Source organism: Zobellia alginiliquefaciens (genome assembly GCF_029323795.1).
GTDB classification, from domain to species: domain Bacteria; phylum Bacteroidota; class Bacteroidia; order Flavobacteriales; family Flavobacteriaceae; genus Zobellia; species Zobellia alginiliquefaciens.
Map to the genome: position 1 here is coordinate 437,845 of NZ_CP119758.1, position 22,732 is coordinate 460,576.

The following is a 22,732-nucleotide window of genomic DNA, read 5'->3' on the forward strand; positions in this document are numbered from 1 at the left end:
AGTTCCCTTGATTTTCTCATTGTTTGTAAAGCCAGGTTTCCTTGTAATGAGGTTTCTTGGCTTTTTTATTACCTTATCCGGTTAACTCAGAAGGGCTGCATCTACTTACAAGTCATTATTTTCACATTTAACTATTTTTAATAAGCCGGATTGTAATCTTAGTTATAATAAATGCAATGGGATGCTTACTTTTGCGGCATGCGAAGAAAGAACAGGAGACAGGTATTCGAGAACATAGAGGTAGTAGATGCCGGTGCAAAAGGAAAAACAATTGGTAAAGCACCCGACGGAAGGGTCATTTTTTTGACCAATACCGTACCTGGTGATGTTGTAGATGTACAGACCACTAAAAAGAGAAAAGCCTATTTTGAAGGGGTGGCAACGGCTTTTCACAGCTATTCCGATAAGCGCACTGAACCACAATGTCAGCACTTTGGTGTTTGTGGAGGTTGCAAGTGGCAAGATATGGGCTATGAACACCAGCTCTTTTACAAGCAGAAGGAAGTTGAAAACAACCTAAAACGTATTGGACATCTTGAGTTGCCCAAAACTACTCCTATTTTAGGTTCCGAGGAGCAATATTTCTATCGTAACAAAATGGAGTTCTCATTTTCGGATAGTCGTTGGCTTACTTTAGAGGAAATTCAATCTGACGAAAATATTGCCGATAAAAATGCTTTGGGCTTTCATATTCCCGGAATGTGGGACAAGATTTTGGACATTAAAAAATGTCACTTGCAGCAAGACCCTTCTAATGCTATTCGATTAGAAACCCGTGATTTTGCTATCAAAAACGGACTCACATTTTTTAATCCAAGAAATCAGCACGGACAATTACGTACGCTTATGATTCGTACGGCTTCCACAGGAGAGCTTATGGTTATGGTTCAGTTTTATGAAGATGATAAAGCAAAACGCGAACTGTTGCTAAATCACCTTAAAGAAACCTTTCCAGAGATTACGGCTCTTCTATACGTTATAAATCAGAAACAAAACGATACTATTTACGACCAAGAAATTGTTTGTTTCTCTGGTCGTGACCATATTTTTGAAGAGATGGAGGGCTTGAAATTTAAAATCAACGCCAAGTCATTTTATCAGACCAATTCCGCGCAAGCTTACGAACTATATAAACTTACCCGAGAGTTTGCCAATTTAAATGGGGACGAACTCGTTTATGACCTTTACACCGGTACCGGAACCATTGCCCAGTTCGTTTCTAAAAAAGCAAAAAAAGTTGTTGGTATTGAGTCGGTACCCGAAGCCATTGCAGATGCCAAAGCTAACGCCGAACGAAATGAAATAGACAATGTAGATTTCTTTGTGGGCGACATGAAAAATGTTTTCAATCAAGAATTTATAAACACCCACGGTACTCCAGACGTAATTATTACTGATCCGCCAAGGGATGGTATGCACAAAGATGTGGTACAGCAAATATTGAACATTGCCCCGGAAAAAGTGGTTTATGTAAGCTGTAATAGCGCTACACAAGCTCGTGACCTGGCACTAATGAAAGAGATGTACCAAGTGGTAAAAGTGCAACCGGTAGATATGTTTCCGCAAACGCACCATGTTGAAAATATTGTACTTTTGAAAAAGCTATAGCTTTATGAACAAACTCAAAATACTTCTTGTTATCCTACTGGGTATTCTCTCTTTTTCTGCTTGTGAAAAGGATGATATCTGTACCGATGCCGATACTCCCCAACTGGTTATTCGTTTTTACGATGCCCTAAACCCTACTGAATTTAAGGATGTCCAAAACCTGATTGTTTGGGGTATTTTAGAAAACGAAGGAAAGGACACCATTGACAACATTGCATTAGATTCTATTGTTTTGCCGTTACGTGTAGACGCAAGTAGCACTACATTTGCCTTATCAAGACAATTGAGTATTGATGATATTAATGTAGATACGCTAACCTTTAACTATGACGTAAAGGAACTTTACAAATCTAGAGCTTGCGGTTATATTGCTAATTTTGAGAACTTAACGGCTACGGTTAAACAGGATGACTCGGTTTGGATTCAGACCATAGACGTAGATAATGCACTTATAGAAAATACAGTTTCTGCCCATGTTAAGATATTTCACTAGTCTTTTTTTCTTTTTAGTTGTCACTTTGGGTTTCTCTCAGAACGAGCCTATTGACCTCAACAAAAAAGACACCACCGTATACAAACAAAAATACGGTCTTAGAATTGGAGCTGATTTGAGCAGACTTGCCTACTCCTTTTTTGATGATGATTATACCGGTTTGGAATTGGTAGCGGATTACAGACTTACTCAAAACCTGTATTTAGCAGCGGAACTTGGTAACGAAGAAAAAACAATAGGGACGCCTCTTGGTGCGGATATTGACAATCCGGATGGTGATTTATATACGTTCACCACATCTGGAAGCTATATTAAAGTGGGAATTGATTACAATACCTATGGAAACTGGTATGGTGAACAAAACATGATCTATATTGGTGGGCGCTATGCTTTTAGCACTTTTAGTCAAGAACTCAATGCCTATAAAATATTCGACTCCAACCGCTATTGGAATCCGGATGATTTTGCCTCTGGCAGTGATGCACTTGGAAAATACGAAGGACGTAATAAATCTTGGTTAGAATTCGTAGCAGGTATAAAAGCCGAACTTTTTAGTAACCTCTATTTAGGGGCAAGTGCTAGATTGGCCATATTAATAACGAACAAAAGACCCGAAAATGAATTGGACGACCTCTTTATTCCCGGTTTTAACAAAGTTACCGATGGGAGTAGGTTTGGAATAGGTTACAATTTCTCTATGAGCTACCTTATCCCCCTGTACAAAAAGAAAAACGAACCAAAAAAGGAAATTCCGCAGCCCCAACCTGAACCAAAACCCGAAGGCAAAGAACGACCGCAAAGACAATAGCCGTTCCTATTTACATCTCAAAGGTGGTTTACAAAGAGTTACTTAATCGTTGTTCTTGTTCATATACTTGGCCTTCTTGCTTCCTTCATACATTACGTACTTCACTAAACGTGACTCTAAGTGACTATTGAAAACCTTTATTTTTCGAGAAGGTCTTAGTCCTACGTATTTAAGAGCTTCCATATTTGAAGTAATAAACCAAGCTTCAGTACCTGGGTATTTCTGCTTTAAAGTATCTCCAATGGATGCGTAAAAATCTTCCATATCCAAATTCAATCGTTCTCCGTAAGGCGGATTGAAGACCATATGCAACTTCCCGTCCGTGAACTTTTCCGTATCAAAAAAGTTTTTTCGCTCCACAGAAATGTATTCAGAGAGGTTGGCGTTCTCAACGTTATCAGTTGCCTTTCGCACCGCAGAAGGAGCTTTATCATAACCCACAATTTTATGGTGAAACTCCCTAACTTTGTTCAGACTGACTTCTATAATTTTCTCAAAAAGGTCTTGGTCAAAATCATGCCATTTTTCAAAAGCAAATTCCTTTCTATTAATGTTTACCGGTATGTTGCAAGCAATCATTGCGGCCTCCGTTAACATAGTACCACTACCGCACATAGGATCTACAAAATCACATTGCCCGTCCCATCCGCTCATCAGTAAAAGTCCTGCTGCCAATACTTCATTTATAGGAGCAATATTAGTAGCCGTACGATATCCACGTTGGTGTAAAGAACGTCCTGAACTATCCAAGGACACATTGCAATGTTCATTATGAATATGGATATTAATACGCACGTCAGGAAACTTTACGTCTACGCTAGGTCGACTTCCATCCATATCCCTAAACTTATCAACTATGGCATCTTTCACCTTTTGCGACACATAAAGAGAATGCGTAAAATTATCAGAATTAACTGTAGAATCTATGGCAAAAGTGGTGTTCACGGAAAGATACTCGGCCCAATCCATGGCATAAATCTTTTTGTAAAGGTCATTCTCACTACGTACCGAAAAAGAATGAATAGGTTTTATAATCTTAATGGCGGTTCGCAAACATAAATTGGCCTTATACATAAAGCCGGTATCCCCTTCAAAAGCCACATTTCTAACTCCTTCAACCACATTACCTCCACCAAGGTTACGAATTTCCTTAGCCAATATCTCTTCAAAACCAAAGAGGGTCTTGGCAACCATTTTAAAATTTTTACTCATGTCTTATTCTAAAGTTGCCGCAAAAATACAGTATTTTAGCCGGAGAAATAAGAACCTACCCTCTGCTTTCTAAAATGCCGTTCGCTCTTTCTCTATTGAAAGAACAAAATTGCTCTTTCGGAAAACTGAAAAATGCGGGTTTATAGCTGTAATTATTATTAAATTTCTTAGACTAAGAGCCCCTATAAAACGATTTTCCGTTAATGAATTACGCCTTACCAATTTTTGCCGTTCTGCTGAGTTTTGCTTTTGTATACCTTGTAAAACCTGATAACAAAAGTTATTTTAAACTACTTCTGGCGTTTAGTGGTGCTTTTTTATTGGCGCTTACCTTGTTTGAACTTTTTCCATCGGTGTATGAACACGGAGATCCTAAAAATGTTGGGCTTTTTGTGATGCTGGGAATCTTACTTCAGATAATTTTGGAGTATTTTTCTAAAGGGGCCGAACACGGCCATGTACATTTAGATAAAGAAAAAGAACTTTTCCCTTGGTTGTTGTTCGGTAGTCTTTGCCTTCATTCCTTTTTAGAAGGTTTTCCCATACACCACCACAACACTATTATTTACGGCATATTAATCCATAAAGTACCTATAGCTGTTATATTGAGTATCTTTCTCTTAAACTCTAAAATACCACTAATAAAGGCCTTTTTGTTTATCACCGTATTTTCATTAATGACCCCACTAGGCAGTTATATTGCAGAGCACACCCAATTAGCAGACACTTATTTTGCCTCAATTAACGCATTGGTCATTGGTGTATTTTTACATATTTCTACGGTTATACTTTTCGAAAGTTCCGAAGGACATACCTTTAATTTACGAAAAATAGTAGCCATACTTTTGGGCATTATAATCGCTTATTTTTTATAAAATGTTCAGCAAAGCCGAGTCAAAAAAACTACGCGAAGACTTTTGGATTGCCTTTGGCAAATCATATCCTCGTAAGTGGATACTCTACAACACCAAGATAAAAGGCCTTGTTTTTAAGTTTCATTTCAATTTAAAAAAGGCAATGGTTTCCATTGATATAGAAACCGATGACCTTGAAAAACGAATTACACTTTGGGAAAAATTTCAATCGTTGCAATCGTTACTTCAATCTGAAGACTACCTGCCAGATGCTATTTTTGACGAAGCCTTTTTTCTATCCAACGGGAAAGAGATTTCTAGAATATACGTTACCCTAGAAAACGTATCCATCCACAATAAAAATACATGGCAAGAAACCATGATATTTTTGAGCGAACAAATGAACCAAGTAGAACTGTTCTTTGAAGATTTCAGGGAGATTTTGGAATAGCCTCAGGAAAGCTTCATCTGATGGCGAATACCATTTTCCAGTCCCGAAAGCTGTGCCATACCCAGAGCTCTACCAATTAGTGAGTATCCCGGGTAAAATTCTTGTTGTCTTTTTTTATCATCCAGTAAAACATGACCGTGATCGGGCCGCAAAGGAATAGCAATATCCGTACGACCTAAACCCATCCTTTTTAGCTGCTCTTTTATAAAAGCTTCCATAACCGCGGCCATGGGCACCGTACCGTTAAGGTGTTCCGCCTCATAGAATTCTCCTGTGGTACTTAGCTGCACATTTCTTAAATGAACAAAATGAATAGAATCACCAAAGTCTTCCACAATTTTTACCAAATCATTTTTGGCCGATGCACCCAAAGAGCCGGAGCAAAAAGTAAAACCATTATTAATTGAAGGGTAACAGTCTTTAACAAACTGAAAATCATCATAGGAAGAAGCTATTCGTGGAATACCAAAAACCGAAAACGGCGGGTCATCTGGATGTATCGCCATTTTAATACCCAACTTCTCGGCTTCGGGTAGTATAGCCTTAAGAAAATACACAAGATTTTCCCGAAGCTCTTCTTTTGAAATTTGACTAACCACTGCCAGGTTTTGCCTAAAAACGGATATAGGAATAGGTTCCTTACTACCCGGTAAACCTGCCAAAACAGCACTCTCCAATGCTTTCTTTTCTTCAATTGTCAAACGTTTAAAATAGGCTTCCGCTTTAGAAATAACCTGCTCTTCATATACCTCAACAGCACGTTCCCGTTGTAAAATAAATAAATCAAATGCAGCTATGGCAATTGGGTCATAAAGCAAACTAGAAGTCCCGTTGGGCAATTGATAATCGAGGTTGGTACGAGTCCAATCAATAAGCGGCATAAAATTGTAACAAATAGTATAAATGTTATGCTTCGCTAGGTTTTTTAAGGTTTGAATGTAGTTCTGAATATAGAGATCTCTTTCCGGCAGTCCGTACTTTATAGCGTTGTGAATATTCACACTTTCCACAACGGACCATTCCATACCGTGTTGTTCTATTTCAGATTTAATATCCGATATAGTCTCTTCCGGCCAAACCTCTCCTGTAGCCACACTATGGCAAGCCGTAACTATACCCTCTGCTCCCAGTTGAGTAATGTCAGCTAAAGTCACCCCAAAATTTGGTCCAAACCAGCGGTATGTTTTCTTTAAGTATTCCATCTAAACTCCGGTAAAAGAATTGAAACCTCCATCTACATCATATACCGTTCCCGTGACAAAAGAAGAAGCTTCACTTAAAAGATAGTGCACCATTCCGTTGAGTTCGGAGGCATCACCAAAACGGTTCATAGGTGTTTTTGCCAGTATTTTTTTGCTTCGCTCCGTATGGGAACCATCTTCATTAATTAAAATTTTTCGGTTTTGATTTCCAATGAAAAAGCCTGGTGCAATAGCATTAACCCTAATTTTATCACTGAATTTAGTAGCCAGTTCTTCCGCCATCCACTTAGTAAAAATTTCGATACCGGCCTTAGCCATGGAATAGCCCAACACCCTTGTTATGGACTGCTTAGAAGCCATGGAAGAAATATTTATTATGGTGCCTTTCCCCTGCTCTACCATCAGTTGACTCAACACAATGGTTGGCAGTACGCTACCAAAAAGATTCAAATCAACCACTTCTTTTGTATCGCTCAACGAAATATCAAAAATAGTCTGATCAGGCTGTAATGTAGCTCCCGGAAGGTTACCTCCAGCCAAATTTACCAAACCATCTATTTTACTGTGTTTGTCCCTTATTTTTTCACGAAGGCTAATTAGCTGGCTTTCTTTCATAACATCAACAACGTATGAAGCAGCACTTTTTTCACTGATCGTATTTAACGCCTCACGCTTGGCGTCCAGTTTATCAGGAGATCTTCCCAATAAAATCACACGAGCACCATTCTGTACAAGGTATTCCGCTATGGAACCACCTAAAACTCCCGTACCACCAGACAGGGCTATTGTTTTTCCTCTTAAATCAAAAAACTCGTTCATATGTATTATTTCTTCGCCAGTTCATATGCCTTTGTTGTCGTGTAATATTTACTGATCATATTGGGCACTTCCCACTCTGGTAATTCTCCAGCTTCCAAATATTTTAGATAATTCTCCGTAACCTGTCCAAAATGCGCCTCATGTCCAATTTTAAATTCATCGGGTATGTTTACGCGATACGTTCCGTCATCCGTTTTTTCCATGGTCGTTCCTGCAAACTGAGCATTTATCCTATCATCAATAGCGGTTTTCAATAGTCCATCAAACCCGTCTTGCTCTTTCGGTGCAATGTATAAAGTTGGCTTATAGCCTTCTTCTTCTCCTTGTTTGATTATCAAGTCGCTTTTTGTACCCCGCATGATACTGTAGTGCGTGTCCCCAGTACCCTCTGGCGCCTGATAATTCCATATCACCGAAACCTTAGCATACTTTCCGTTGATGTTGTATATCATCTCTCCGTTGCAAAAGACATTCAACTTATCATTCTCTATATCCTTTTCTAAATACTCTGGATAGGAATCAAGACCCGTAACTTTCTGAAATTCTTCTTTGGTCAGCACGGTAGGCCAGCGCTTGGCTTTCACCATATTAATGCTAGTAGTGTCGATTATCTGATTCGGAAAAGCTTCCCACTGAACCAAATCTACCAAATGTGTGGTAACATCTACAATACCTTCGCCCTCTTCATTCACATCAAAAAACCAGGCCGGACGCACCAACGGTTGACCGGAAACATACTTAAAAAAATGATGTACGCTTTCTTTGCTAATAGCGGGCTCTTCCACAGAACCATCAATTAATTCCCCAAATATTTCAGGTATATCCGAAAAAGTTTTCTGCATTAAAGTGGTGGACTCAAAACGCTCGGTCATGATGTCGTAAATCAACACTCCGTTCTTTTCCGCTATCTCAAAAGCCTGCTGTAACTTCTTAAATCCTTCGGGATTAATCACCAAAGGTTTGTCCGCATATACATTCAACCCGGCTTTCACTGCCTCAAGAACATAATCGATTTTCTTACTATTTTTCCCAGCCACAATCATAACATTACCAGGTTTATCAGCAATCATCTTTTCCAGATAATCATCGCCTAAGTATTCATTTACTTTCCAAGAAGTAGGGTCCGTCTCCCGGGAATTATAAGAATCTATTTTATTAAGGAAATCATTGACTTCAGGACCATCAGGAGCAAAAAGATAAATTGTAGAATCTACTTGGGGATACATTGTTTTCTGTACCAAAGCCGCATGAAAATGACCTGGATCCAATGTCATTAACTTAACTTTAGCTTGTGTATCGGTTTCAACCATTTTATCTTCTGTTTTTTTTTCACCACAAGCAATGCCGAGCAGTAAAACTAAAAATGCAATATTCTTTTTCATATATGGGTTGTTAGTCTTTGGCTTTTACCAAAGGTGGGCAAAAGCTACTTCAATCTATATAATAGATTTTTTGTGAGCGGTTTAAAAAGCCCGTTCACAATGAACGGGCTTTTCCTAATTTAATACTTTACGGTATCCGTTCCGTAAGGTTTTCTTTGCTCGCGGCGCAACATGGCATTGGCCTCATCATCATTAATAAACACTTCTTTATCATAATCCCACTCCAGTTTTCTATCAAACTGCATGGCTATATCACTAATCAAGCAAATAGCACAAGCCTTATGTCCTTTTTCAATAGGAGAGATAGGGGCTTTTCTGGTTTTGATACAATCTAACCAGTTACCATGCTGGTCATCAATTTTTTCTAAATGGATTTCATTTTCACCGATTACTGATTCCAAAATTTTAGGATCCGAAGCGTTTAACGCTTTACTACTCTTTTCTTTATCCACTGGGTCTGTAGCCGAAGCTTGATACGAACCACGAGAGACGAAAATCCATCCATCAGAACCTTCATAACGGATTCCGTTGGTATAGCCTCCACTGGTGTAAACGGTAATACCATTATCATATTCATGCTTCACGAAGAAATCTCCATGTACATTCCATAATCCCGACTTCGGAAATTCTGCTAGAGCTTCCACGGATACTGGTCCGCTTAACTCTGTATTCATACCCCATGCGGCAGAATCGTAGTGATGCTGACCCCAACCGGTAATCATGCCAGCTCCATAATTTCGTGAGCGCAACCATCCCGGTCTGCTATAGTCGGCTTGAGGATGCACCCCAATTTCCGTATAAGGAACTTCTGGAGTAGATCCCAACCACATGTCAAAATTCAGGTTTGACGGCACGGGCATTGCAGGTGCCTCAGGACCTGCAGGATCACCGGGCAAACCAATTTTTACGGTATGTATTTTACCAATGCGCCCATTCCTCACTAATTCTGCCGCAATTCTAAATTGAGGCATGGCACGTTGCTGTGTTCCTACCTGAAGAATGGCACCCGTTTTCTGAATAACATCTCTTAATTGCTGTCCCTCCCTAACCGTTAGGGATGTAGGTTTTTGAAGGTAAATATCTTTTCCCGCCAAAGCAGCTTCCATAGCGGGTTGCGAATGCCAATGGTCCGGTGTACTAATTACTACGGCATCAATATCTTTGTTCAAAAGCATTTCTCTATAATCATCATAAACCTTTGTACGGACATACTTAGCCTTGCCCGTTTTTTTCTGATAGAAACCATCTACCAAAAGTTTAGCGTCTGCCGCTCTCTTGGAATCAAGATCACAAACGGCTAAATAATTTGCCTGATCAAACCTAATTGTATCATGAATATCGTGGCTCCTAGCAATACGCCCACAACCTATCTGACCTATGTTTATTTTATTACTGGGTGCATTTTTACCCAAAACATGAGCCGGTACAATACTAGGAAAACCTACTAAAGCGGCGGTACTTAAAGCTGTTCTGTTTATAAATTTTCTTCTTTCCATCGTGGTATTCGGTATTTCTATTTATTGATTAATTCTACTTGGTTCTGTTTTGCGAACGACTGCCAGTACGCTTCTGCCTCCTCAGCATTTAAAGTACCATCAAAAACAACCATTCTGTAATTCAATTCATAATCTTTATTTGGTTCTATTTTCCATTCTTCATGACGAATAGGGCAAAATTCAAAGAACATATCGCCTCTACCTCCGTTAGCATCAATAGGCCATATTCTCATGGGTTCAGGATGCTTTCTGTTCGTTGGATGACTCATAAACAGAATTCCATTTGTGCCTTTTCCATCCGAAGAAGTACCAGATACAATGCACCATTTGGCATTGGTTCCATCGGCAGTTAAACGGTCGTTACCTTCAGAAGTTAAAACCGAACAATTATCAGCTTTCCACCGTTCGTTAAATCGTAAACCTATTCCACCACCATAGCGGTATGCTTCAAATAAAATTCCGTTTTCTAATGGAGAGTTGAACCGCGTCGTATAATCGAACATATAGCGATCAGGACGGTTTAACGTCCATAATTTAACTTCAAGCGCTTCGTTCATTGCCACCTGAGGTTCCGTTTTGGTTTTTAAATCTATATGCTCTTGAGCAGCCGTAAAGGACGAAAAGATATCTCCAGATTGAGTGTCCTTGAACTCTTTAAACAGTACGGTACCCATACCATCACCAAGGTTCCAAAAATCCACCCTTTCCCCATCTACTTGTGTATGTGTCCACGGACCCCAAAGTCCATAATGATGATAGTGATCATCTGGTTGTATACGAGTAATCGTATCTCCTTTTGGTGTGATAATCGGGTGAATATATCCTGATTTTTTAAAAATAGAATCTACACCTTCCGGTGGATACGTCATTTCATACCGATAGGAAACAGCAGGCTTGTTTTGAAAATTAAGCTGTAAGCTACCCCCTTGCTTTTGTTCTGAAATGCCAGCATCTGATTTTGCGGATGGACTTCCGTTTTGCAACCGATAATTTTGAGTATCATCGGCAGGCACAAACCAAATGCGATTTTCTTCTTCATCTATCTGAAAAGGAATCTCTACGGACTCTCCATCTTTCTCTTGAAAAAGAACCATTGGCTTTTTTATATCGATTTGAGCAACCTCTGCTTTGGTCAAGTCGAAACTAACCGGTTGTGCTAAAAAAATTCCGTTACCCTTTTTTAAAGAAAACTGAATCGATTTATCACTTGTGCAGGATGAAAACAGCACAATTGATAGTATTAATAAAAGAACTCTACTCATAAACTTTACTTTTGATAACGGAATTTAAACAAAAACTAACTCAAACAAACTACTAATTAATTGTCGCTTTCTTCAGGAACACTGGTAAGCGGCGCTATATTTAATTCTGCACCGGGATATCCTTCATTTTGATTGATACGCCCCTGTGTATTTGCATTTATAGCCGAAGCCGGAATAGGCCACAGAACATGGTACGGACTCATGGTAAAAGACACTCCAAAAATAGTTTTGAGACCTGGAACATTATAAAAATCCGTCACATCCATAATTCTATCATACCAAAAATTGTCTTGAGAGAAATTATCTAAATTATATGACTTACCATTATAAGCCGTTCTTCCCGTTCTAGCAAAGATGTAAGCTATTCTCGTAAGTTCGGTTTTTCTGCTTTCTTCATAGTACAACTCTCTTGCACGCTCATCTAGAATCATATCTATATTAACATCTGTAGCGGAAATTGGATCAGCTTCAGCTCTTTGCCTAACCGCATTTATGTCTGCCGCGGCGAGAGCATTATTATTGTTCCAAAAATAAGCTTCGGCCCGTAATAAGTAAGTTTCTGCAATACGATAGACATACCAGTCTCCGTGACCTCCTGCTGGTCTTGTAGCCGTTGGGTCTGGAACCAAAAATTTATATTGAGGAAATCCGTACCAATTTCTGATGGTATCAGAACAAAGAGGAGTTCCGTCTGGCAAGTACAATTCTAAATTCTTACCATAAAAACTATTCCCGGATTCCTTTAAACTTGGTGCATTATAAACCAAATCTTCCATATCGTACCAATTACCAAGCTTATGTCTTTGATCATTGTTAGCATCTTTCCAAATTTCTTTGGTACTATAATTGGTTCCTCTGTTTCTTCCTATTCCTCTGCCTATATCCGTAACCAGATTAATTTCTGCCTCCGGAGAGTCAGACATTCCGTTCTGACCATCTGGCGTATTGATAAAACGCCACCATAAAGGTACCGCCTGTCTCTGAATACTGGTACCATCACTTGTAGCCCCTTGTTCACGAAACTCCAAACGATCTATCGCTACTAAAATCCCTTCAGTGTTACCTGGTATACTTTTATTTTCGACTCGATGTAAATCCCAGGTTATATCTTTAGTATCGTCGTTAGCATTAATACCAAACCTTTCCGTCATTAAAGCATACTGTCCCCCATCTATAACCTGTGATGCCGAAGTTATGGCTTCATCAAAATCACCCAAAGCAAGATTTACTTTCGTTAACAGATGTAAAACAGCCCCTCTTGTAACTTCTCCCCCAGATGCCACTTCATTAACCATGGATGCCGCCATATTCAAATCTTCTTGAATTTTTCTTAGAACAACATCTCTCTCCGTTGAAACAAAATCTAATTTTGGTCCACTTATTTCTTCTAATACAAAAGGAATATCGCCAAACTGATGCGTCAATCGGTAATAACGATATGCTCTATGAAATAGAGCTCTACCTAAAATATCAGCTCGCTGTTCGGCACTATCAAACTCTGCATCGTCTAACCTATCAATAACCGTATTTGCAAATTTGATACCCTCGTAAAAACTCTCCCAATACCAGTTGATTTTGTTGGTATTACTACTATTGTTATTAGCATCTGGTAAAATCTGAGCATTCAAATCCTGTGCTGGCCCCGCCTTATCGGTTGTACCCTCAATAGAAACCTCGGAAAAAATGTTCTCCGTAATCATAGGCGCGCCATCTCCGTAAAATTCGCCGCGGATACCCGTAAGTGCTTGTGAAAGAATCGCATTTAATCCTTCAGGTGTATTCAAAGCATTTTCAGGTGTAAAGAATGACTTTGGTTCTTGATCCAAAAAATCTTTTGAACAAGAAATCGGAATGAAAAGTGCCACCAGAAAAAATCGTATCAGATTTCTCAAATAGTTTGTATATATATTTTTCATCTTACTGCTAAATTTTAAATTTATTATAGACTAATATCAACTCCTAAAGTGAAGAATCTAGGTGTTGGTTCTCGACCATTGGCATCAAACAAACCATCAGAACCCCTAGATGCCCCATTGACATTTGATCCTTCTGGATCATAGAAATCCCAATCAGGTGCCCAAACAGCAGCATTTCTAATATTAGCATAGATGCGTGCACTTGACATTGACAACTTTGACAATAAACTTTGAGGAAGTCTGTAAGCCAATGTTATATTGCTCAACCTAACGAACGAAGCACTTCTATACACATTAAAACCCGGCCCATCGTTAGAAAATAAACGGGCATAATCGTCCAATGGGTTTTCTGGTGTCCAATAGGGAGTTTGTGGAGAGTTTACCCTATCCACAAAGCCATTTCTATTTTTTGCTTCATTAAAAACTCTTTTTTGGCCTAGTCTGGCATACCATTCAAATGAGAAGTCAAAATTTTTCAAAAAGGAGAAACGGTTAGACATACCCATACTAAACTGCGGGGAACGATTACCTACAAAAACTTTATCGGCATCAGTAAATATACCATCACCATTAACATCCCTTAACTTAAAATCTCCCGGTTCAAAACCAAGGGCCGCTGCTTCCGCAGCTTCTTCTGTTTGCCAGACCCCTTGCACTTCATAATCCCATATTATATCTGTAGGTTGACCAATAAAACGCTGTGTTGTTAAATCATCAAGCTCATTCCCATCTTCATCTAAGTCTCCATATAGTTCGTTAATCTGATTTCTATTTAAGGAAAAGTTAAAGCTTGTATTCCAACTAAAATTTTCACGGTTATAATTCTGCGTAGAAACCACAAATTCAAGTCCTTTGTTTTGAACCTCTCCCAAATTCGTAAAAACTTCATTAAAACCAATTACGCTCGGCAATTGTCTTCTTACAATTAAATCAGTAGTGACATTGCGGTATGCATCTAAAGACCCTTCTACAATACCACCTGCAAAACTAAAATCCAGGCCCAAGTTAACTGCTTTTGTTCTCTCCCAACGCAGGTCCGGATTTGCTATGGTATTATTATTGAATGTTGGAACAGGGGTTACCGTACCTCCATCTACATTTAGGTAATTACCGCCGGATAATTCTGATAATTGGGCGTAAGCTCCTAAACCTCTTTCATTATTAAATGTTCTAAATCCGCCTGGATTAGGATTTGTTGTAATACCTCTAGCACTACCGAAGCCTCGATTTCCGTTTTCACCGTAAGAAGCTCTTAATTTCAAAAAGGTTACAAAATCAGATTTGAAAAAGTTCTCTTCTGAAATTGTCCATGCCCCGCCTACTGAAGGAAAGTAGGCTCGCTTATTATTCAGACCAAATGCCGAATAACCATCTCGTCTCATTGTTAAACTTAGATTGTACCTAGAATCGTAGTTATAATTAAATCTAGTCATGATAGCATCGCCCGTCGTCTCTTCATCATCGGTAAAAACCGTTTGATTTGTACCTGCTTGTAGATTGCTAAAACCTAAGGCATCACTCGGTTCAAATGTATTTGCATTCGCAATTGTCGTGTAAGTCTCAAACTTCTCTGCGTAGAACAACGCGGTTAAACCAAAAGTATGTTTGTTAACACTTTTATCCCAACGTATAATATTGTCAAGTTGATATTCCTTCTGTTTTCTGTTCCATCGTTGCGCACGACCAACAACATTGTTAGGATTTAAAGAAGAAGCATGTACAAAATATTCCTCAATATCCAGTCGATTAGTAAATCCCAATTCATAAGAAAAGCCTAATGGCAATTGCACTTTTGCATATACTCTTGAGTTGAATGTATGTTCTAAATCTACCAAATCATCATATGTAGGTCGTAAGAAAGCCGATGATGCGCCTGCACCCGGATCATCTTGAGGACTTATTCTTAACAATGTACCTTCATCATTAAATTCTGAACCCCAAGGCGATGAATTAAAAACCTGATTTTGGTCGGCCGGAATAAACCCTTCATTTCTTTTAGCAAATTGCGTATTCATACCTACAGTTAGCCAATCGTTAATGGTAGCATCTAAGTTTAAACGTGACCGAAGTGCCTCAAATTTTTCTCCCACAACAATACCTTCATTAGAGGTTCGTCCAACAGACCAATAATAATTCAATCCACCATTGCGACCCGAAATACTAACATTTTGTTCATTCCTAAACCCAGTTTGCATAATCTTGTCATACCAGTCAATACTCTTACCTGCTAAGTAATTCTGGACTTCAACATCTTGAAAACCTATTCTCGTTAACCACACAGTCGTAGGGTCACCTTGTGCACCTGTATAAGCTAGCCATTCATCTACTGAAACCCCATCAGGAAGGTTATTTGGGTTATCAAATATGCCAGGGTTTTCAGAAGCCAGTTGCCCTCTACTACTTTTAAAGACATCAACACGCCAATCTGCATATCCATCTGGGCTATATGGTTTCACCGGATTTTGTTCACTTGCAAAACCAACACTAGTATTAATAGTTATTTTAGGTTTATCACTAGAACCTCTTTTAGTAGTAACCAAAATTACTCCACCAGCACCGCGGGCTCCATAGACCGCGGCAGAACTCGCGTCCTTTAACACATCCAATTTATCAATATCAGCAGGATTAATATCGGAAAGGTCTCCTGTGTAAAGCATACCGTCTACGACAATTAAAGGACTTGTACCAGCTGACAAACTATTGCTACCTCTTATTTGAATCTGACTGGTTCCTTTAGGTGACGCAGAAAATCCAATATTTAAACCAGCTACATTTCCTCGTAAAACATCAGTGACAGAATTTACGGATTGATTGGAAAGTTCAGCAGCATCAACCTGCGCAACTGAACCGGTTAAATCCTTTTTCTTTACAGCCCCATATCCTACTACAACCACTTCATCCAGTGAGGAAGCACTTGGCTCCAAAGAAGTGCTTATTTGATTATTACCAGCTATGGAAACATTTTTTTCTGCGTAACCGATATAACTAATCATCAAAATAGCATCCCGATTGGATACTTGAATGGAAAAATTACCATCAAAATCCGTAGACACCCCATTGGTTGTTCCTTTTTCAACAACCGAGGCCCCTGGCAAAGGCGCATCATACTCATCTGTAACTTTTCCTGTTACAGTAAAATCGTCTTGAGCTAGTGCTGGGAAACTAAAAAATAGCACGAGCCCGAAGAGAAGTGGCGTTCGTTTAAATAGCTTAAAATGGCTTAATAGTTGTTTCATAGAGAGTAAATTAAATTGAGTTGGATTATTTAAATCTGGTTGACTTAAAACAAAACTATAAAATATTATGAATTACGCAACCGATTGCGTAAATTAATTACATAAAATGTGCTAATTAGATAATTTTAGCTCTACAAAGTACACAATAACCCATGTTAAGTATCTAAAACTTAATAAAACAGTAATTAATATTGTATATTTAAATTTGTTGCGTAATATTGTTGCAGTAACATTGCACTGACCAAATGGCAAAGAAAATCACGATATATGACTTGGCGCAGAAACTGAACATCTCGCCCGCAACTGTTAGTAGAAGCTTAAACGACCACCCCGCTATAAGTCAAAAGACCAAAAACAAAGTGCTTTTGGCCGCCAGGGAAACAGGATATAGAACCAATAAATTTGCAGCTAACTTAAGTACACAGAAATCCAACACTATAGGCGTTATTGTACCCAAACTGAATTCCAACTTTATGTCTACCGTCTTGTCCGGTATAGAAAAAATTGCAAATGACATTGGCTATAACTTAATTATTAGTCAGTCTTTAGAGTCCGAGGAAAAAGAAAAGTTGAATGCAAAAACTCTATTTGATAGCGGTGTGGATGCTCTACTTGTTTCACTGGCTTACGAAACTGAAAACTTTGATCATTTCACCACGTATACGGAAAGAAAAATTCCTTTATTATTTTTTGATAGGGTATGTGATTTACCAAATTGCCCTACTATTTCTATAGACAACCATGCCGCAGGGTTTGATGCCACCCAACATTTGATTCAGCAGGGCTGCAGAAATATAGTTCATATAAGCGGTAGCCTAAAGCGAAACGTTTATGCTGACAGGTTTGACGGATACCAAAGGGCGCTGCACAAAAATGGCATAGAATTTCACAAAGAGAACTTATACGAAAGTGACCTTAGTATAGAGAATGTACAGAAATTTGTTGAGCGCATCAAAGACTCCAAACATAAGGTTGATGGTATTTTTGTATCGAACGATACATTTGCGGTACACTGTATAAAAGAATTGAAAAAGGAAGGATACAAAATTCCTGAGGACATAAAAATTATTGGTTTCAATAACGACCCCGTCTCTGAGGTTATTTCTCCCAACTTGAGCACCATTGAATACCCTGGTTATAAAATGGGTATGCTGGCCGGACAAAGTATAATCAGTCACTTGAGCGGGTCTATCAACATTCAGTCTGCGGATCAAATACTAATCAAACACAAATTAATCATAAGAGAATCTACCAAGATTTAAATACAATCGTTACCTATGAAGAAAAATATTACTGCCCTATTTCTATTTGTTTCCGGTCTCATTTTTTCTCAGCATATTGAAGAATTTAAAATTACAGATGAATGGCTTGCCAAAATGGAACAGTTGGCGCCTTCTGAAACTACCGTAAAAAATGTAGCCAAAAAGAAAATATTAGTTTTTTCGAAGGCTACGGGATTTGATCATTGGACCATACCGCATAACACCGAAATGCTGAAAATTTTAGGAAAAAAAACAGGCGCGTTTGAAATACACATAGCATATGATATTGATAGTTTTGAAAAAAATAGCCTGAAAAAGTACAATGCCGTAGTCTTCAACAATTGCAACCCATCAGGACCAAAGCGTGATTTATTTTGGGACTTATTACAAATGAATTCCAACCTTTCCGATAATAAGATAGCTGCTCTTTCCAAACAATATGAAACCAATTTATTGAATTACGTGGCCAGCGGAGGTGGTCTAATGATACTGCACGGAGCTATCACGGTTCAAAACAATTCTAAAGAGTTTAGTAAAATGACGGGAGGAAGCTTTGACTATCACCCTAAGCAACAAGAAATGCATGTTAAGGAAGTAGATCCTAAACACCCTTTAGTCCAAGCTTTTAACGGAAACGGACTTACACATGTTGATGAACCTTATTTTTTTAATAATGCCTACTTTGATTACAACTTTAGACCCTTGCTTTATATTGAAATAGATAAGTTGGAGGGCATGAAAAAAGAGGTTGATGAAAAGGTCAATTATGTTTCATGGATCAAGAGACATGGCAAAGGTCGCGTTTTTTACAGCTCACCTTCTCACAATGCACAAAGCTTGGATCACCCTGAGCTCCTCCAGTTCTTCTTGGATGGCCTACAATATGTTGTGGGCGACCTTGAATGTGACGACTCTCCAATAGGAAAATAGATTCCATTGGAGTAATTTTGCCTAAAATAATAAAATTTTGAAAGCAAAACATCTCTTTATATTGGTCCTATCCTTCTTTTTTTCTATTGCCTGCAAGGAAGAAAAGAAGGACTCCTCCAAAACAACAACTGACAGTACCCCTGTTTCAAATACAGATACTACCGAAACCATAAGTTTACTTGATCGATGCATTGCCGCACATGGCGGTATAGATGTATGGAATTCTTTTACTGCCTTGAGCTATACTGTTACTGAAAAAGGTAGAGAAGTAAAGCAACTAACGAATATAAAGGACCGTAGAGCCTACTTAAAATCAAAGGATTTTGAAGTCGGTTTTGACGGAAAAACAGCTTGGGCATTTCCAGATGTCTCCAAAATCCCAGGTAAATCAGCTTCATTTTACTACAATCTTGACTTTTATTTCATCGGGATTCCCTTTTTGCTAAAAGACCCAGGAGTAATCGCCACCGATGAAGGTAATTCTGTAGTTAATGGAAAATCATACGAGACACTAAAAATCACCTTTGGCTCGGAAATAGGCCTTACACCAGAAGATATCTATTACCTGTATATAGACCCGGAAACTTCTAGATTAGAAATTCTTACGTATTCCGTTTCATTTTTCGATAAGGATAATGCTGGAATAAATTCAGCCAAAGTTTACTCTAACTACAAAGAGGTTCAAGGTATCATGATACCTACCAAACTAGAAAATTTTAAATGGAAAAATAACGAAATGGGAGAAAGCACCAACCATATTAGATTGGTTAGTGATATTCAATTTCTAGATACGATTGCGGATACAACTGTTTTTGAAATACGAGAAGACGCTATAACCGAAGAAATAAACTAATACAAAACCTATTTCTTAGAGAAGTCCAGCAATTCTTGTTCCGTATATTCCGCTCCACTTTCAGGCTTGGTGCTACGTAACTCCTCAATCTTATCAATCGATAATCGTTTGGGCTCATCTGAAAATGCATTCGTCACATATGAGATAATATCAGCTATATCTTTGTTTGAAATATCTTCATTGCGGATTAGACCAGGCATGGCCAGATTCAAATCGTAACGTTCACCTTTAACCGTAATAGGTCCTTCAAGACCATGTAGAATAATTAGACCTAATCTTTCTGTATCCGCTACATGTTCCGACCCCATTAGAGGTGGTGCCAGCCCTTCTATACCTTGACCGTTAACTCCATGACATGATGCACAAATCTCATAAAACATTTTTGCACCACTAGTTCTCGTATCTTCTATTAACGACTTCCTCGCAAATATAGGATTGACTTTGTCTTCCTTTCTCTTTTCCTCGCTTAACGCCAGTGCTTTTGAAAGTCTTTCGTTTTTAGACTTTAAAGCATCCGATACCGCACCTTCATCTCCTTGAACTCCACTAGCCAAAGCTTCCGTAAAAATTGGGTTTTTAGCATATTTTGAACTTAATTCCACCATTACAGGCATAAACCGTTCCTTGTCCAAAGAAACTAAACTCCCTATAACACTACTTAAGTAAAGGTCCACAGTTACATCATTCTTTGCTAAAAGCTCAGTAACCAAAGCTTCATTTTTATCTATATCCGCCTTATTGAAAAATGGCTCTATAAGTATAAGAGCATGCGCTGTTAAGTTGGCTGTGCCACTTCTGGCTACCTCGCTAAGAAAATCATACGACAAAGCCCCTAAGCCTTCTAACGCGTATAGTGCATGTAATTGAGCTAAAGGATTTTGAGCATCGCCAACTAGATTTTTTAATTCATCTACGGATTCTTTTTGTTGTTGATATACCAGCGATTGTTGCGCACGATCACGTACCCATCCATTCTCATCTTTTAACAGTGCAATAAGCTCCGTAGAGTTCAGTTTTTTAAAGTTACGAACCGGCTCATGAACTTGATTCACTTTTCTTACTTGTAATATGCGCCCAAAGTTTACAAGTGTATCCAATTTGTTCACTTCTACTTTCTTCTTCAAATATGGACTCAAATACGCGTGATGACCGATCATACCTCGGTGCATATCGGTAATATACATACTACCATCAGGGCCATTATTCAAATTTACAGGCCTAAAACCTTCATCCGTAGAGGTTAAAAACTCTTTACCTTCATAAGCTTGTTTTGCAATGGTAGAGTCTCCTGTAAACGTGAGCAGGTTTCTTTTGATAAGATTACCTTCAGGAATACACACAAATACATTTTCATCATATTCTTGAGGGAAAGCCCCGCCCCTATACACCAATGGTGCACAAGCGGCTGTAGCCTTGACCAAAATACTATCTTGGTTCAAAACCCCCTTTGCATAGCCCCTATTTACAGTTGTAGCATGCACAGGATAAACCCGCTGATCGGTTGTTAACATCCTGTTTACCCCCTGTTGCGGCGTAAAGTACTTATTTCTTACCAATACATTTGGCAGAACATGATCTCCTAACAACTGTCTTGAATTATCATTAAAATAAAGTCTCCCGAAATTATCATGACTTATTCCCCATTGTCCTCTAAAAGTAGTTGCCTCTTTTTTCCAAACGCCATTAACCCGACGATAGCGAAAATTGGACTTTGCGTTATATATCCAGTTATCAATATTCATCATCAAACCATTAGGCTGATGCTCTGGATTGCCTTCTACGGCATAAATAGAATCTACCACTACCCTATTAACAGGTTTATCATCTTCAATCTCGGTAAAATAAAGGAATGGAGGCTCTGAATACAAAAGTCCACCGTAAACATGCGCCAAGGCTCTTGGCATAACCAGACTGTCTAAAAATGTCTTGACATGGTCTACAACACCATCCTTGTCCAAATCTTCCAATATATCAATACTCCCATTAGGTTTAGTCTCATCGCTACCCTGCATATCATTCATATAACCAGGCATTTGGGCTACCCAAATTCTCCCTTGATCATCAAAATCTATAGCAACAGGAGCTTTTAAATGCGGTTCTGATGCTATAACAGCTAATTTAAACCCACTTTCAACCTCATAGCCTTCCAAAGAAATGCGAGGTTCTTCATACGAAGTATTACAATTAGACAATAAAATAATAAGGAAACCAAAAAGAATCGGGGATTTAAAATACTTCATTCTATAAGAAAACTTTATGCAAATAATTATATCGTTTAAAGATACATCAAACTATGTACAAATACATAAGAAACCAGTGACTAGTAGCACCGCCAATGACAAAAATATGCCATATAAAATGATTAAAAGGAATACGCTCCCATGCATAAAAAATAATGCCGACGGTATATAAAACACCTCCAAGAAATAACAGCCAAATACCTTGTTGAGGCACACTATTCAGAAGGTTATTGAAATCCAAAACTATGAACCATCCCATGACCACATAGAGCACTAAGGACAAGAATTCATATGTTTCGGTATAAAATAATTTAAATAATGTACCCAACATGGCAATTCCCCAAATAACATAGAAAATTAGCCATCCATTTCCTTCAAACAAAGTGATAAGAGCTATGGGCGTATATGTACCCGCTATTAAAAAATAGATATTGATATGATCCTTTACTCTTAATTTATTTTTTAACCAAGGATTTGTGGTAAGGTGATATATTGCTGATACACCTAACATAGAAATTAAGGTTACTGAATAAAGTAAAATGGAAAATGTGGCGTAAGATGTTTTATTTCCACTTTTGACAAACAGAACTATCATTCCTGCAAAAGCCAATAGCGCCCCAATTCCATGTGAGACGCTATTAAATTTTTCTTCTTTTGTAAAAACTAATCTTTCGTTCATGCAAGCAAGACTACTAGCACATTCAGGGC

Annotated in this window: 18 protein-coding genes; 8 read left to right on the plus strand and 10 right to left on the minus strand. The window is 38.5% G+C overall.

Features of this window, described 5'->3' with window-relative positions; genetic code table 11:
* The first annotated feature begins 198 nt into the window (after positions 1-198).
* The 3 genes from rlmD to P0077_RS01835 are packed head-to-tail and all read left to right on the plus strand — an operon-like array spanning position 199 to position 2,909.
* Positions 199-1,608, plus strand: coding sequence for a 23S rRNA (uracil(1939)-C(5))-methyltransferase RlmD (gene rlmD / locus P0077_RS01825; RefSeq protein ID WP_276167477.1), 1,410 nt, complete (start codon positions 199-201; stop codon positions 1,606-1,608).
* Positions 1,609-1,612: 4 nt separating this feature from the next.
* Entirely contained in the window at positions 1,613-2,101 is a 489-nt protein-coding gene (locus P0077_RS01830; protein ID WP_276167478.1) for a DUF6452 family protein, read from the plus strand.
* Positions 2,082-2,909 carry a DUF6048 family protein gene (locus tag P0077_RS01835; RefSeq protein WP_276167479.1) on the plus strand — a complete coding sequence of 276 codons (828 nt, stop codon included), beginning with the start codon at positions 2,082-2,084 and terminating at the stop codon, positions 2,907-2,909. The genes P0077_RS01830 and P0077_RS01835 overlap by 20 nt, the downstream gene beginning before the upstream one ends.
* Before the next feature lie 42 nt (positions 2,910-2,951).
* Here the strand turns inward: P0077_RS01835 and P0077_RS01840 are convergent, their stop codons facing one another.
* Entirely contained in the window at positions 2,952-4,121 is a 1,170-nt protein-coding gene (locus P0077_RS01840) for a THUMP domain-containing class I SAM-dependent RNA methyltransferase (protein WP_276167480.1), read from the minus strand.
* 203 nt (positions 4,122-4,324) lie between these two features.
* Here P0077_RS01840 and P0077_RS01845 point away from each other — a divergent pair, with 203 nt between their 5' ends.
* Both P0077_RS01845 and P0077_RS01850 read left to right on the plus strand, forming a co-directional pair.
* The gene (locus tag P0077_RS01845) at positions 4,325-4,996 is read left to right on the plus strand and encodes a ZIP family metal transporter (RefSeq protein WP_276167481.1); all 672 of its coding nucleotides are present in this window, start codon (positions 4,325-4,327) and stop codon (positions 4,994-4,996) included.
* A 1-nt stretch (position 4,997) separates the two neighbouring features.
* Positions 4,998-5,426 (plus strand): DUF4268 domain-containing protein, encoded by a 429-nt coding sequence (locus tag P0077_RS01850; protein ID WP_276167482.1) that lies wholly within the window; start codon positions 4,998-5,000, stop codon positions 5,424-5,426.
* 2 nt (positions 5,427-5,428) lie between these two features.
* On the opposite strand, the gene uxuA is transcribed toward P0077_RS01850, so the two are convergent.
* From uxuA to P0077_RS01885, 7 genes are all read right to left on the minus strand, one after another.
* Positions 5,429-6,628: a mannonate dehydratase gene (uxuA, locus tag P0077_RS01855; protein WP_276167483.1), complete on the minus strand. Its 1,200-nt coding sequence runs from the start codon at positions 6,626-6,628 to the stop codon at positions 5,429-5,431.
* Positions 6,629-7,447, minus strand: a complete 819-nt coding sequence (locus P0077_RS01860) for an SDR family oxidoreductase (RefSeq protein WP_276167484.1) — start codon at positions 7,445-7,447, stop codon at positions 6,629-6,631.
* Between the two features lie 5 nt (positions 7,448-7,452).
* Positions 7,453-8,829: a putative oxidoreductase C-terminal domain-containing protein gene (locus P0077_RS01865; RefSeq protein WP_276167485.1), complete on the minus strand. Its 1,377-nt coding sequence runs from the start codon at positions 8,827-8,829 to the stop codon at positions 7,453-7,455.
* 119 nt (positions 8,830-8,948) lie between these two features.
* Entirely contained in the window at positions 8,949-10,325 is a 1,377-nt protein-coding gene (locus P0077_RS01870; protein ID WP_276167486.1) for a Gfo/Idh/MocA family protein, read from the minus strand.
* Positions 10,326-10,342: 17 nt separating this feature from the next.
* Complete coding sequence (locus tag P0077_RS01875; protein ID WP_276167487.1) at positions 10,343-11,587, minus strand: DUF6807 domain-containing protein; 1,245 nt, start codon at positions 11,585-11,587, stop codon at positions 10,343-10,345.
* A 56-nt stretch (positions 11,588-11,643) separates the two neighbouring features.
* Positions 11,644-13,503 carry a RagB/SusD family nutrient uptake outer membrane protein gene (locus tag P0077_RS01880; protein ID WP_276167488.1) on the minus strand — a complete coding sequence of 620 codons (1,860 nt, stop codon included), beginning with the start codon at positions 13,501-13,503 and terminating at the stop codon, positions 11,644-11,646.
* Between the two features lie 23 nt (positions 13,504-13,526).
* Positions 13,527-16,739 (minus strand): SusC/RagA family TonB-linked outer membrane protein, encoded by a 3,213-nt coding sequence (locus P0077_RS01885; protein ID WP_276167489.1) that lies wholly within the window; start codon positions 16,737-16,739, stop codon positions 13,527-13,529.
* 245 nt (positions 16,740-16,984) lie between these two features.
* Here P0077_RS01885 and P0077_RS01890 point away from each other — a divergent pair, with 245 nt between their 5' ends.
* Genes P0077_RS01890 through P0077_RS01900 form a run of 3 tightly spaced genes read left to right on the plus strand, consistent with a single transcriptional unit; the run spans position 16,985 to position 19,784 of the window.
* Positions 16,985-18,001: a LacI family DNA-binding transcriptional regulator gene (locus P0077_RS01890; protein WP_276167490.1), complete on the plus strand. Its 1,017-nt coding sequence runs from the start codon at positions 16,985-16,987 to the stop codon at positions 17,999-18,001.
* Positions 18,002-18,016: 15 nt separating this feature from the next.
* Positions 18,017-18,931, plus strand: a complete 915-nt coding sequence (locus tag P0077_RS01895) for a ThuA domain-containing protein (protein ID WP_276167491.1) — start codon at positions 18,017-18,019, stop codon at positions 18,929-18,931.
* 37 nt (positions 18,932-18,968) lie between these two features.
* Complete coding sequence (locus P0077_RS01900) at positions 18,969-19,784, plus strand: DUF6503 family protein (RefSeq protein WP_276167492.1); 816 nt, start codon at positions 18,969-18,971, stop codon at positions 19,782-19,784.
* A gap of 8 nt (positions 19,785-19,792) precedes the next feature.
* On the opposite strand, the gene P0077_RS01905 is transcribed toward P0077_RS01900, so the two are convergent.
* A complete protein-coding gene (locus P0077_RS01905) occupies positions 19,793-22,024 on the minus strand; it encodes a DUF7133 domain-containing protein (RefSeq protein WP_276167493.1) in 2,232 nt (743 codons plus the stop codon).
* Between the two features lie 46 nt (positions 22,025-22,070).
* Positions 22,071-22,703 (minus strand): PAQR family membrane homeostasis protein TrhA, encoded by a 633-nt coding sequence (gene trhA / locus P0077_RS01910; RefSeq protein WP_276167494.1) that lies wholly within the window; start codon positions 22,701-22,703, stop codon positions 22,071-22,073.
* Positions 22,704-22,732: the final 29 nt, after the last annotated feature.